Source organism: Solibacillus silvestris (genome assembly GCF_051967575.1).
In the GTDB taxonomy this organism is placed as follows: domain Bacteria; phylum Bacillota; class Bacilli; order Bacillales_A; family Planococcaceae; genus Solibacillus; species Solibacillus silvestris_B.
Window position 1 is genome coordinate 143,425 of record NZ_JBQCJW010000003.1, and the last position, 14,443, is coordinate 157,867.

At 39.9% G+C, this 14,443-nt stretch carries 9 protein-coding genes and 1 pseudogene; 5 read left to right on the forward strand and 5 right to left on the reverse strand.

From position 1 onward, the window contains the following. Window positions 1-34: 34 nt before the first annotated feature. A complete protein-coding gene (locus ACTHOQ_RS03080) occupies window positions 35-3,238 on the reverse strand; it encodes an SNF2 helicase associated domain-containing protein (protein WP_440494200.1) in 3,204 nt (1,067 codons plus the stop codon). 657 nt (window positions 3,239-3,895) lie between these two features. Here ACTHOQ_RS03080 and ACTHOQ_RS03085 point away from each other — a divergent pair. Further along, window positions 3,896-4,441 carry a GNAT family N-acetyltransferase gene (locus ACTHOQ_RS03085; protein ID WP_440494201.1) on the forward strand — a complete coding sequence of 182 codons (546 nt, stop codon included), beginning with the start codon at window positions 3,896-3,898 and terminating at the stop codon, window positions 4,439-4,441. Window positions 4,442-4,597: 156 nt separating this feature from the next. Here ACTHOQ_RS03085 and ACTHOQ_RS03090 read toward each other — a convergent pair. Further along, window positions 4,598-6,394 (reverse strand): annotated as a pseudogene (locus ACTHOQ_RS03090) (carbon starvation CstA family protein). A 615-nt stretch (window positions 6,395-7,009) separates the two neighbouring features. On the opposite strand from ACTHOQ_RS03090, the gene ACTHOQ_RS03095 reads away from it, so the two are divergent. Both ACTHOQ_RS03095 and ACTHOQ_RS03100 read left to right on the forward strand, forming a co-directional pair. Then, window positions 7,010-7,354 carry a KGG domain-containing protein gene (locus ACTHOQ_RS03095; RefSeq protein WP_440494202.1) on the forward strand — a complete coding sequence of 115 codons (345 nt, stop codon included), beginning with the start codon at window positions 7,010-7,012 and terminating at the stop codon, window positions 7,352-7,354. Window positions 7,355-7,626: 272 nt separating this feature from the next. Next, window positions 7,627-8,193, forward strand: a complete 567-nt coding sequence (locus ACTHOQ_RS03100) for an integrase (protein ID WP_440494203.1) — start codon at window positions 7,627-7,629, stop codon at window positions 8,191-8,193. Between the two features lie 109 nt (window positions 8,194-8,302). Here the strand turns inward: ACTHOQ_RS03100 and ACTHOQ_RS03105 are convergent, their stop codons facing one another. After that, on the reverse strand, window positions 8,303-9,967 hold the full coding sequence (locus tag ACTHOQ_RS03105) for a ribonuclease J (protein WP_440494204.1): 1,665 nt from the start codon (window positions 9,965-9,967) through the stop codon (window positions 8,303-8,305). A gap of 161 nt (window positions 9,968-10,128) precedes the next feature. Here ACTHOQ_RS03105 and ACTHOQ_RS03110 point away from each other — a divergent pair, with 161 nt between their 5' ends. Together ACTHOQ_RS03110 and ACTHOQ_RS03115 are read left to right on the forward strand one after the other, a co-directional pair. Further along, a complete protein-coding gene (locus tag ACTHOQ_RS03110) occupies window positions 10,129-10,812 on the forward strand; it encodes a TraR/DksA C4-type zinc finger protein (RefSeq protein WP_440494205.1) in 684 nt (227 codons plus the stop codon). Between the two features lie 360 nt (window positions 10,813-11,172). Beyond that, window positions 11,173-12,594 carry a phospholipase D-like domain-containing protein gene (locus tag ACTHOQ_RS03115; RefSeq protein ID WP_440494206.1) on the forward strand — a complete coding sequence of 474 codons (1,422 nt, stop codon included), beginning with the start codon at window positions 11,173-11,175 and terminating at the stop codon, window positions 12,592-12,594. 102 nt (window positions 12,595-12,696) lie between these two features. Here the strand turns inward: ACTHOQ_RS03115 and ACTHOQ_RS03120 are convergent, their stop codons facing one another. After that, window positions 12,697-13,602, reverse strand: a complete 906-nt coding sequence (locus tag ACTHOQ_RS03120) for a glycine betaine ABC transporter substrate-binding protein (RefSeq protein ID WP_440494207.1) — start codon at window positions 13,600-13,602, stop codon at window positions 12,697-12,699. Between the two features lie 279 nt (window positions 13,603-13,881). After that, a partial coding sequence (locus ACTHOQ_RS03125) for a CAP domain-containing protein (RefSeq protein ID WP_440494208.1) occupies window positions 13,882-14,443 on the reverse strand: 562 nt, incomplete at its 5' end.

Sequence of the window (14,443 nt, forward strand, 5' to 3'; positions counted from 1 at the left end):
AGGTTATGAGGAACAGAAACTCCTCATAACCTTTTTAGATCATTAAAATCTCGCGTATATCCTGCTCTGTCAGCATTCCGCCCGATTGATCTTCCGCTTCCAATATATCGGAAATGAGCGTTTTCTTCTGCTGCTGGAGGTTATTTATCTTTTCCTCAATCGTCCCGCCTGCAACAAGTTTAATTACTTGGACGACTTCCTTTTGCCCCATGCGATGGGCGCGATCTGCCGCTTGTTCCTCCACTGCCGGATTCCACCATAAATCATATAAAATAACCGTATCCGCCCCTGTTAAATTTAAGCCTGTCCCCCCTGCTTTCAGCGAGATTAAAAACAAGTCGCGTTCCCCCTCATTAAACGCATTGCATAATGCAACCCGCTCTTCTGATCGTGTTTGACCGTCAAGATAAAAATACGTCTCTCCTCGTTTTGATAGTTCCGTTGCAATCATTTTCAGCATTTGCGTAAACTGCGAAAAAATAAGGACACGGCGCCCAGATGCTTTTGATTGCTGTAAAATTTGGAACAGCTGTTCAAATTTCGCGGACCCCCCTTTATACCCTTCGGCAAAAAGTGCCGGGTGACAGCAAATTTGGCGGAGCCGCGTAATGCCCGCTAAAATTCGGATACGGTTTTTATGAAATGTTTCTTTATCTAAATGCTTCAATGTATCAACACGCAATTTCGCCAAATAAGCCGCATACAGCGCCTTTTGCTCCGGGAAAAGTTCTGTTCTTTCAATTGTTTCCTCTTTTTGGGGAAGTTCGCTTAATACATGCTCTTTCATGCGACGGAGCAAAAATGGCCGGATTCTCCTCGCAATATCCTTTCGCTGCATATGACGGAATTCCTCCAGCTCGCGAAACAGCTGCGGGAAAATGACACGGTAGATCGACCATAGTTCAGACAAGGAATTTTCAATTGGTGTGCCGGTCAGGCCAAAGCGGTTTGTCGCATTTATTTTTTTCACGGTTCGCGCCGTTTGTGTTACCGGGTTTTTAAATGCTTGTGCCTCATCAAAAAACACAGTATGAAAATGCTGCCGTTCATAAAATGCGCTATCTTTCCTAAGCAATGGATATGTTGTTATCACGACATCGTGCTCCTGTATTGCACGCAGCAATGCCCGGCGCTCAGATGCCTCTCCATCAATGACGATAGCCTCCACTTCGGGCGCAAACTGCATCAGCTCATAAAGCCAATTATATGAAAGCGACGATGGGCAAACGATCAGTACAGGCTGCTTATTCATGCGGATTATTTCCAATTCCGAAACGATAAAGGCTATACTTTGAATCGTCTTCCCAAGCCCCATATCATCGGCAAGCACTCCGCCAAACCCATAATTTGCGAGAAGCTTCAACCAGTTAAATCCATGTTTCTGATAATCCCGAAGAATATGCTGCAAGCTGGTCGGTATTTCGAATGTCAGCGATTCAGGATGCAGCAATTGCGCTGTAAATTCTTTGAAAGATTGCTCGGTTTCGAATATTTCACTCTGTTCAAATTGCTCCAAAAACGGCACAGCATCTAAAATCGGCAAATTAAAAGTCAGCTCATATTCATCGTCCTGTGCGGGTATTGCTCTTAAAAAGCGCTGAATTTCTTCTATTTTACGCGACTCCAGTGATAGCAATGCTCCATCAGGCAACCGATAATATTTTTGTTTCACTTTGATTGCAGCCAAAATTTCTTTTATTTGCTTATTCGAAACCCCGTCCATCTCAAAGGTGAATTCTAGCCAATTTGTACGCTCCTTTTGTACATTTACGCGAATTTTCGGGAAGTTATTATCTTTTGCGATACGCAATTTAACTGAATTCGTCGCATAAATTTGAGCCATTTCCGATAATTTCGGAAGCTGATGAAATAAAAAGTGATATTCCAGTTCTTCATTTTGCATATAGTAGCCGCCGTCTGTTTTCGTGAAGCCACTTTCATCCATGAGGGCTAAAACCGAGGCTTCCTTTTCAGTGTCCCTTATAATTAGCACTTCATCCGAAATATCTGCAGCTTCCAATGGTTGAATGACGAATTGGCCGTATTGAAATTCCAAACCCGCAAGAAAACGATTTTTTACACGGTCCAAATACACTTTGGCGATTAATGGTGTTTGCATTTGCTGCTTCGATAGTGCACCCGACATTTCCACAAGCCCGATTTTTTTCAGCTTTGGCACAACATCATCCAAAAAGTAGGTTAACTGTGATTGCTCAATCGTTAGTATGGGCTGCTGCTGATGAAGAATTTTCTTTAATTCCACTAGTTGCTTCATGCTTTGCCCGCCAAGTTTTGTCAGCTCCCCATTGAAAAGGAAAGCATTGTAGCGCGGTAGCAACACGGTGCGCTCCATTCCCTCTATATGCAATTTATATCGCCCGCCATTTCCTTCTATGAAAAAACGAAGCGACGATGGACCGTCAAGATGCTTTAGCCCTCTATAATTTTCATTATGATAAAATATCGACACATTTTCCGAAGCTGATAATAAGGATGCAAGCTTTTGCCATGAGGAAGGCGGAATGTACAGCATATATTCCAGTAAATGATAGCGCTCCTTCTGTCCTGAACTTTCCATAAAAAGAGCTTCATCTTCCGCTGCTTGAGCGAGCAGCTGCAAAATGGCGTCTTGCTGTGCTTCAAAGCAGTATTGTTCATGACTGTATAATACGTTTTGCGAAATCCGATAAGTATCCCCGTCTTTTATACAGCGCAGAAAATCGCGAATGCACAAAATCTGCTCGCCATTTATTTGGAGCTGTATGCCAAAAAGAGTTTCCAGTGATGTGAGCTCCACCGGTGTTAATGAAAATTGTACATTCAATATTTTGCGCTTTTCAAAATGGCGCTGATGTCCGCTATTTTGCATATTCCGTTCATTGAAAATAGAAAGAAAGCTATTTTCAAGCTCTAAATCTTCTCCTGCGGCATATGCCGGCGGATGGTGAATGGTCTTTTTATTATGTTCCAAAATGGCAATAAGCACAGCGGCAACATGCTGACAACTCTTGCTGAAGTCACCTATTGTCGGGCAGCTGCATGAAGTTTTAATATGTCCTGTTTCATCTTTTTCGACACGTACACGAAATTGCTCCGTGCTTTTTACAATCGCTTCACTATATGTATCCGCATCGTGCAAAAAATCGACTTTTCCTGCTTGATAAAATGTTTGCCCTTTTTTAAAAGAGATTGTCCCGCATAGATCTTTTATTTGTTTTTGCGAAAGTTTTATGTCCATGCTGCACACTCCTTTCTCTGTTAAACCAATTTTCTCACGCCACAGAGTCAATTGCCAGTCAGAAACGACCCACATATTAAATTTTGAACTATCCGATAAATTTTATCTCATTATCAATATAACGATAAAGTTATGAGGTGTAATTTATGAAGCGTGAAGCATTATTTTTAAAGCTAGCTGCCGTTGTTATTGGCTTGCCGATTGCCGCAATTTTGCTCTATTAAACGTATGATTTACTATTTGTGCCAAAACGAAGGTATTTACATTGTTCATTCCGATGGTTGCTGTGCTGTATTTTGATCGGCTTTTTCCATTTAGGAAATTCCGATTTTTTTATGCAGCTATGACCAAATCCTTTCATCAAAACTATAATGTGCTATTGCCTCGACGCTTAAAAATTCATTCCAGCGGTTTTTCTTTGTCTATACATTTTATAAATGGTCATTGCGCAAGCCGATCTTGACGGCTAATCTATCGCAAGCATAGTTACGGATTTTTAACATATTTTCATTTTCCAAAAAATAATCGGTCATTTTGTGAATATAATGTAAAATGGAATAATGTTTGTTTTTTATGTGGACAAACAATTCATTATTTAAGTAAATTAATGATGGATATTGGAGAGGCTATATTTAATAGAAATGAGGTTGATAAAAGATGAAAACGATAAAACTGATTCCCCTTCATCTAAGCTATGCTAAGGAGATACACCGCTTGTCACAGGCACCGGAAGTAAAAAGCGCGCTCGGACTTCCAACCCAATCCGTTGAAGATACAGAAAATTTCATTATAAATACGTTAATAGAAGAATCGGAAGGCAAATCAGTATCCCGCATAATATTAAACGAGGAAGAAAGATTGGTTGGCATTACAACATTAATGTTTATCGATCATTTTAAAAAACATTGTCATATCGGGAGTTGGATCGGTTTTGATTATTGGGGGCAAGGCTATAATCTCCCCGCGAAAATCGAGATTTTAAAAATTGCATTTGAGCAGCTGCAATTAAATGTCGTATTTGCAGGTGCCCGCACTGTCAACATCCGCTCACAAAAAGCGCAGGAGAAATTGCCGTTTATCTCATTGAATGTTGAAAAGGAATTTTGCGAGGAACACTCCCTGCTAGAGCAAAGACAAAAACAGCCATGTGTACTAAACGCCGTTTTCAAAGAAGATTTCGCCAAATATTTGCAGGTTAAGTAAAAAGGCCGGAAAAATTTGAGGCTTCTCTAATTTTTCCAACCTTTTCGTTTTTTAAAATAAAATTAATAAGCAAAAAGAATCTTTCTAACGAATCTCCTTGCTATACATGCAGCATTTTTATATACGCAACTATTTTCCCAAGCTTTGTTCATGGTGCTAGCTTGCTGTCACCTGTTTCGTAAAGCGGGGATGCACCCACAGTTCGCGCCATTTCATAATAGATGTTATTACGATAATTAAGCCTAATATCAGCATGATAATCGATAGAATCCCGTTTAATATATTGTATCCGCCTGCCGCGCTATTCCAGTATACATTTTTCACCATCCAAAATCCTGCTACGTTTACCGTTACATATAAATACGCCAGCGGAATAAAGCATGTTAAAGCATACATCCGTTTATCGGCAATTTTCAATACGAATGTTACGCCACATACTAAACCAATTGCTGCCATTAATTGGTTTGAAACACCGAATAATACCCATACGGATGCAATGTCCCCCGAATTCAATAAATACCCCCACATAATACATGCTAATGCACTTGCGCCAATCGCACCTGGCAGCCAGTCGGTTTTCTTCAGGGGCTTATAAACATTTCCTAAGAAATCCTGTATTAAATAACGGGCTGTGCGGGTACCTGCATCGATGGCCGTTAAAATGAATACCGCCTCGAACATAATGACAAATTGATAGAAGTATGCAGTTAAATGATTGAACCACTCAACCCCGGCAAAAATAGACGCCATCCCGACAGCAAGTGTTACTGCGCCGCCTGTACGTCCTTCCAAATCCATGCCAATCGCTTCCGAAAGTACCGGCAAGTCAACAACAGTCATCCCTAATTTCGCAAATGCCTCTGGTGTTGAATTAATCGCGAAATAGTCTCCCGGGTGCAATACTGTCGCAGCAATCAAAGCCATAACCCCCACGACGCATTCCACGAGCATCGCACCGAAACCTACAATGCGGATATCTTCCCAGCGATTCAACATTTTTGGAGTCGTGCCAGAACCAACAAATGCGTGGAATCCGGAAATCGCCCCACAAGCAATAGTAATCGAAACGAACGGCCATACAGGACCTGCAACGATTGGCCCCCCGCCGCCTAAAAAGTCGGGAATAATAGCCGGAAATTGAATTGTCGGGTTAATAATAAACACCCCGATAATCAAGGCGATAAATACCCCGATTTTCATAAAGCTGCTTAAATAATCTCGTGGAGCCAATAAAAACTATATAGGCAAAGCTGCCGCGAAAAATGCATAAATCGGCAATAATAGCGATAATGTTTCACGATCTAATGTTAAAACATCTCCTAGCCATGTTCCTTGAATAGATGGTCCGTAAAATACAGCTGCCACGAGCAGGACAACGCCCAAAATAGTGGAAAGCTTTAAACTCCCTGTAAACTTATTTATTAATCCCATTAGCATGGCAATAGGAATCGTTGCCGCCACAGCAAATGTTCCCCATGGATTTTCTGCCAATGCGCCTAAAATAACCATTGATAAACCAGCCATCGTAATCGTAATAATGAAGAGCATTGCTAAACCTGTACAAAAACCGGCTACAGGTCCAAGCTCTTCGCGCATTACTTCCGATAAAGATTTACCGCCCTTTGACATCGATGCGAATAATACGACCGCATCATGAACGGCTCCTCCAATAACCGCCCCGATCAATAACCAGAGATAGCCCGGCAAATAACCGAATTGCGCAGCCAAAACCGGGCCAACCAATGGACCTGCAGCTGCGATTGCCGCGAAATGATGCCCGAACGCCACCCATTTATTCGTCGGCACATAGTCCTGTCCATCATTTTTTTCATGTGCAGGTGTCGGTTTCTCATCATTGATTTTCAAAACTTTTTTCGTAAAGAAAATTCCATAAAAGCGATACGCTATTACTAATACACAAATTGCCCCGATAACTAAAGTAATCGCATTCATTCCCTTATCCCCCTTAACTCCTTTTTATTGTGGTATAACAATATCAAAATGGACAGCTGTTGTATCACAAAAGTTAAAATTGACAGAAAATTGTGCATAATAGCTATTTTATTGTACATAGTTACAATTTTTTTGATTATATTTGACAAATTTTAAGAGAAACTTCAAACGAATATAGTTCAAATTATTAAAAACCGTTGCAACTTAAACAGCTTGAACTACTATATGAAAAGACTGCGCATTATATTTCCGGAACGGCAGCGGACGTTTCGTTAGCTGATGCATACAGAAGTTCCGCTTTATTCATTCAAGCTTCTATTCTAATCTATTCGTAAAATACAAAAGTATAGGATTTGTATTTCCACTATAGCAGCTTTTGCTTGAACCATTTTTAATGTGCAAAAAATTTTTTAGGACCTATGCTTCTCAATGTCAACAAATTTTCCCAATATTATATGCTTCGCTATTTCAGAGAATTTAAATCTATATAATAACAATCAATCATTTTCTCGTAATATAAATGAAATATATTTAATGTTTAATATAAATTGAGCTGGGAATATACCAAGTAAGCTTAGAAATAGGCTTAAAAAATTTTCTAGGAGGATGTAAGAAATGGCTAATAGCGAAAAAAAACGTAATCAGAACAACAATGATCAAATGACAGTTCAGGAAGCGGGTCGTAAAGGCGGAGAAGCTACATCCAATAACCATGACCGTGAATTTTATGAAGAAATCGGCCGCAAAGGCGGAGAAGCTACATCTAAAAATCATGACAGAGAATTTTACGAAGAAATCGGCCGTAAAGGCGGAGAAGCTAGCAGAGGCAACAATCAAAACAACAATGACAATGGCAACAATAACAGCGGCGGCAAGATGAGCCGTGAAGAGGCGGGCCGCAAAGGCGGAGAAGCCAGCAGAAAAAACAATAATAACAACAAAAACAATAACTCGCGCTAACTGAAACAGTAAAAACAGGTTAATGAAGCTCCCCTAAAATCGAATACAGAAATACGCGTATTTAATCCAAGGATGCTTGCCGTTTAATGTAAAACGGCGGGCATCTTTTTTCGGTCGGAAACAGTATGAGCAAGCCCGGAAAAAGAGTACATAATGAACGAAAGCAAAAAGATTGAAAAAATAAAAAAAAAAATATATATTACTATATGCCTGCTTTTATAGAGCAGGTATTTTAATGCAGTTTAATATTATTCAGATATAAAAAAGGGGAAATGAGAACATTCATGCAACAATATGCAGACAAATATCTTCACGAATTGATCAGCTCCATTATTTTAGCAACCGGCCTGAATATTGCATTGGAGCAGGACCATACAGGTGTCAATATGAGCTATAATTTTATTACCGATATTGTCAGTTTTGATGCCGATAGATTAGTAGAAGCTGCAGGGGAATTATGCAGTGAGGTGCCGTTTGATATATATGTTAAGGCAATCACGCTGCACGAACTTGGTCATGCGCTTGACCGTCCGGCATTAGAGGCTTCTTTGACGAGAACACTTGATTTTTTTGAAATGAGAGATAATTATTCCGCAAATGAGATTTACCGCAATCCTATATTATTAAGCATGGTCATTGAAGAGCATAAGATGAATATCGCCTTTGAGGAAACAGCTTGGGTAAACGCAGAAAAGCTCAACGACAATTTGCAGTTAGTAGATGTAAATATGTTCGAAATTATTAAAAAGCACAGTCTGTCTTCATACATTCAAAATTACGAAGAGGATTTAGCGATTTTCGGCCAAATTCACAAGGAAGCAGCACTTCAGCCGGCATAATTCTTTTAGCCGATATTCTAATAATGTGCCCTAATATATTAATGGAAACGGTCCTGAAAGAAAAACTTATACTTTCGAGACCGTTTTTAAATTGGAAGCAGGCATAGTGTTATATTTCAATAACAATTGGTAAAATCATCGGCTTTTTCATTTTTAATGTAAAAATATACTGGTCAACAGCTTTTTTAATCGCTTTTTTCATTGCATAAGGGTTCGCTTCGTTAAAATTTGTTACAGCTGCCTTCGCTATTTCATTAATATCATTCAACAATGCCTCAGATTCTTTTGCATAAACAAACCCGCGAGAAATACTATCCGGACCCGAAATAATCGATCCATCATATTGACTGATCGTCACGACAATAATGAGCATGCCTTCTTCTGAAAGCTGCCTGCGATCGCGTAATACAATCTCCCCTACTTCATCGCTGCCCATCCCATCAACGTACGTATCACCAGCGGAAATGTCACGCGTTTGCCGGGCAATCCCACCTGCAATATCTACAACTTCCCCATTTTTCAGAATAAATGAATGATTGTCTTTAACCCCAACAGCCTCTGCCAATAAACGGTGTATATGAAGCATGCGATACTCTCCATGGATAGGAATGAAGTATTTCGGCTTCATAAGTGTAAGCATCAATTTTAAGTCTTCCTGATATCCATGGCCCGATACATGCATTCCGGTTATACTGGAGCTTCCGTAAACAACTTTTGCGCCAAGCTGAAATAAATTATCGACGATTTTAGAAACATCCTTTTCGTTTCCAGGGATCGGGGACGCAGCAAAAATAACGGTATCCCCCTGTACAACTTTCACATCGCGGTTCCTGCCAGTAGAAAGCCGGGATAGTGCCGCCAGCGGTTCACCTTGACTTCCTGTACATAAAATGACGACCCGCTCCGGCGGAATTTCTTTCATATCTTTTGATTCGATCAGCATCCAGTTTGGAATGTTTAAATAACCGAGTCGCGTAGCAACGGAAGTTACATTGACCATGCTACGCCCAAGCAACACAAGTTTTCGATTTGTTTTTTGGGCGGCCTCGACGATTTGCTGTATGCGATTGACATTGGAAGCAAACGTAGAAATGAAAATTTTTCCCGTCGCTTTTTGAAATTCTTCCTCTAAATGACTTGCGATTAATTGTTCGGAAGGCGTAAATCCCGGACGCTCAGCATTTGTGCTTTCCGATATTAGCGCCAGCACCCCTTCAGTGCCGAGTTCTGCCATTTTATGAATATCCGAAACTTGATCATTGACAGGCGTAAAATCAAATTTAAAATCCCCTGTATGCACAACTTTCCCTTCAGGTGTGTGAAATACGATGCCTAAACAGTCTGGGATGCTATGACTTGTTTTGAAAAAAGTCAGCGTTATTTGCTCAAAATCAATATGGGAATCCGCCTGAATCTCTATTAATTCCGCATCTCTTAGTAATTTATGCTCCTTAAGTTTGATTTCGATTAAGCCGAGCGTAAAACGGGAAGCATAAATAGGAACATTCAATTTTTTCAGCATATATGGAATTCCGCCGATATGATCCTCATGTCCATGTGTTACAATTAAACCTTTGATTTTATGCTTATTTTCCTCTAAATAACTTAAATCCGGAATGATCAAATCTACTCCCAATAAACTTTTATCCGCAAATTTTGCACCGCAGTCAATGACAATGAGCTCTTCTCCATATTCGATGACATACATATTTTTCCCAATTTCATTGATGCCACCTAAGGCAAAGATGGAAAGTATATTTTCAATGTTTGTCAATTTTAATTCCTCCTTTTGGATGGATTGATGAAACATAATTAGGCATTAATATACAAAATAGTATTGCTCTATATCATGTGAACTATACGAATGCGTTCATCACGGTTTTTAAATAATTCACGTCATTTCGCTCATACTATGAATGAAAGGAATTGATGACAATGCTAACTGAAAAACAGCAGTCCAAACTAAAAAAGATGCTCATCGAACAAAAAAATGAATTGATAGGTGATGTGAATATAAACGAAAACGAAATATTGGCCCGCGCCAGTTTGCGTGATGCTACAGATGAATTATCGACAATCGACAATCATCCCGCAGATTTGGCCACTGAATTATATGACAGAGAAAAAGATATGGCGTTAAAAGTCCATAGTGAGGATTTACTGGTACAAGTTAATGCCGCGTTTGAAAGGATGGAAAACGGTACATACGGAGTTTGTGCAAAATGCCACGCAGAAATTCCATATGACCGACTTCGTGCCATACCATATACAACATTTTGCATTGATCATAGCGAAGCAAAATCAGTACCGGCAGACCGTCCTATTGAAGAAGAAAACATCCTTCCAGCAGTAGATAACTCATTTGCGAATAGGGAAAATGATGACGAGCTCCAGGATAATGAAGATTCGTTTCAACTTGTTGCACAATACGGAAATTCGGATACTCCATCAGACTTTGAAGGCGATTATGATCATTACAATGATTTATATAAAGACAAAGACGGCGAGGATATGTACTCGGCACTTGAAATACTGCATCTGTCAAAGGAGGATAGTTTAAACGGCCAAATTTCGCAGCAGTATGCGGATGAGGCACGAAAGTACGATTATTTGGAATAGCAATACTTGGCGCACCTCCAGCTTTTGCAGGAAGAATTGAAAAGCTCGGCTACGGTGCGCTTATACATATATGCTGAGTTCGTGCTGCAAGCGAATTCAGCATTTTTTTGCTGCATAGCTTACTACAGTTAGTTTGTATCCATCGCAGTTATGAAATGTTGATGAAATGAACGTTGACTATAAATTCCGTAATGGGTCATACCCCTATTATTGCAATCATAAATATTATGTTTCATTAAAGCAGCGTTGATTTAAATCAAATTATTTATCGCATGAAACATTTTTTGAAAATTTACGTAAATATAGTGAGGAACATTTCATACACTTAAAAAAATTCAAATATATTAATGGAGGAATTAAATGAAACATAAAAAAAGATGGTTTTTCATTATAGGATTCATAATAACAATTATCCCTGTCGGCATTGGCATTACCGTATACAATAAAAAGCTCCCTACCAATATTTCGATGGAAAGCGCTACTTTTCAAACAGATAATGTGCAATTTTTATATGATGTTACATATGAACAAAATAACGAACGTGTAATGGAACAGCAGCTGTTTAATCAAGCTGTTGAATTAATCAATGAAGCAGAGCAATTTTTGGTCGTCGATATGTTTTTATACAATGACGATTATGACCGGGCAAAAGGAGGCTATCCCAATTCAGCAGAGCAAATAACGGAGGCGCTCATTGCAAAACGTCAGCAAAATCCTGACATGCAAATAACGGTCATCACCGACAAAATGAATACATTATACTTATCGAACAAAAATCCTTTTTTTGAAAAACTGACAGAACATAATATTGAAGTAGCATTGACTGATATGAAAGCATTAAGAGACTCAAATCCGCTCTATTCAAGTATTTGGCGTGCATACTTCCAATGGTGGAAGCCGTCTGAAAACGGATTTTTGCCGAATGCATTCAATCCCGATGGCGGAAAAGCTTCAATCGGCTCCTATTTGGATTTATTGAATTTTAAAGCGAACCATCGGAAAATTATTATGAACGAACAGCGGGCAATGCTGACATCGGCAAATTTAACACATGACGGGAGCAGCTTCCATTCGAATATTGGATTCATCGTTGAAGGCGAAATTTTGAAAGCTTTATACCAATCCGAGCAAGCCGTTGCAAAGTTGGCGAATGTTGAACTCAAACATGTTGAATTCACCAAATCCGCTTCTGCCGGCGACCTTGAAATAACATTGCTGACAGAAGGGAAAATAAAAAAAGCAATGCTCCAATTGCTGCATGAAGCGACTGAAAATGATCGTATTAAAATCGGTGTCTTTTATATAGCAGATCGTGATATTGTCGAAGCAATGGAGGAAGCCGCCGAGCGGGGTGCAAAAATCCAGATGATACTGGATCCGAACAAAGATGCATTCGGCATTGAGAAAAACGGCATCCCGAACCGCCAAGTCGCCGCTGAACTTATAGAGGAAGAAAATATTGATATCCGGTGGTATGCGACAAACGGAGAGCAATACCACAGCAAGTTTTTATTTGTCGAAAAACAAGACAAGGCTTTCATGATCGGCGGCTCGGCGAATTTTACACGACGGAATTTGGCAGACTATAATCTAGAAAGCAATCTTCTTATTTCCATGCCGCTTACCCATTCCTTATCGGCGGAAGTCAACAGTTATTTCAATCGCCTTTGGTCAAATGAGAATGGCATATACACAGTCGAATTCGAAGCATATAAAGATGAAACTTTGTGGAAGAAACTGTTTTACCAGTTCCAGGAATTTACAGGCTTATCGACATTTTAAGAAACGACTTAAGCGTCATAATAACCGCTTAAGTCGTTTTCGTTTTGAATTATTTTAAATGGAATGGCGAATAGGCAAATGATTCTAGCTCCCTATTCATTTTTACTCTTTCGGCTTCAAGTCCTCAATGGAATCAATATCTACATAAGATGGAACAACAAAGCCGTTTTGTGTCCCTTCCAGATTTTCCCCTAAATCGACTACATCATCCTTATGCTTTTCATAAAATGCTTGGTGAGTAGTCGGGAGCCATGGCGCCACGGTTGCATCCCCTTCACCTGTAGCAATCGCTTGGAACATGATGGCAGGATCTACTGGAATAACGTCCACCTCATATCCTAAATTATCCAGTACAATTTTAATAACGCTGCTCGAGGCAAATTCGGAATCCCATGGTGTTGTAACCAATTTCACTTTTTCGCCATTTCCTTGTGCTATCCCCTTTGTCCATTCCTCTACCTTGCTTCCATTCGCCTTTACCCAATCAGCCGCAGCCGTATCAAAATCTCCATCTTGGGCATCATACATCACTTTTTCCATGTCTTCCGGTTCCCAATAAAATCGGTCAAGCACTGTATATACATCAGGCAAGTCTTGTTCGAAGCCCTTTCTTACAAGTGTATTAATATTTTCCGCCCCGCCTAGAACACCTTTAGGGTCTTCAAGTATTTTCAAATCATAGGCAGAAAACTTCCAGTGCGGCGTCCAGCCTGTCACAATGACTGGTTCTTCATTCCGTATTGCTTGATCGAGTGTACCAATCATTCCAGCTGTTGAACTTTCCTGCAGCGTCCAGCCTTCCAAATTTTCATATTGCTGTAATGCGTCTTGCGAAAGACCTGTTAACCCTGCACCTGGTTCAATCCCTACAATCGTATATCCTACTTGTTCTCCAATGCTAAGTGAATCCCCGGCCGCCTTGTTACTCTCTGTATTGTCACCACACGCAGCTAAAAAAAGCGCTGAAGATATTCCTAAACCAATACTTATCGTTTTAAATTTTTTCATCGTTTCATCCCCTAAAAAAAATTTGTTAACTAACAAAAGCAACAACCTTATTTTAACAACGAGTTGTTACTATTGTCAAATGACGATTTTTCCGCTAAACATATGCAGCCTAATAATGATTGGTTTTGCCTAGCAATAAAATATTGACAATCTTTCTTTTGCAAAAATGAACAAAGCACCTCCTTTACGATTTTTTAGATCATCAGGAAGTGCTTTATCATCATTTTATTTACTTTATTACCATCGATTTTATATTCTAATAAATCTGTGGTCAAGCCATTATTGTTTAATGAATTGCTGCGTCCAAATATTCCCGTCTTTCACATAACCAACACCGATATGCGTGAAGTTTGCATTTAAAATATTTGCGCGGTGACCTTCGGAATTCATCCAAGCAGTTACAACTTCTTCAGCTGTACGCTGACCTTTGGCGATATTTTCACCAGCTGCTTTATAGCTAATGCCAAGTGCATTCAATCGATCGAATGGACTACCGTACGTTGGGCTTGTATGAGAGAAATAGTTTTTATCTTTCATATCCTGTGATTTTTCACGAGCCGCTGCCATTAATGGAGCATAAGTTTTTAATGGTTGCAAGCCTGCTTTCACACGCTCAGCATTTGTTAATTCGACAACTGCTGCTTCAATCGCAGCAATATCGGATGTATTGGAAGCCACTGGAGAAGATGGTTCCTTCGTATTGTTCGAACCGTTTGGCTGAGTTGCCGTTGAGCCTGGTGCTTTCGGTTGTTCCGGTTTTTCCTCGGCTTCCGGTGCTTTCGGCTGTTCCGGTTTTTCCTCGGCTTCCGGTGCTTTCGGCTGTTCCGGTTTTTCCTCGGCT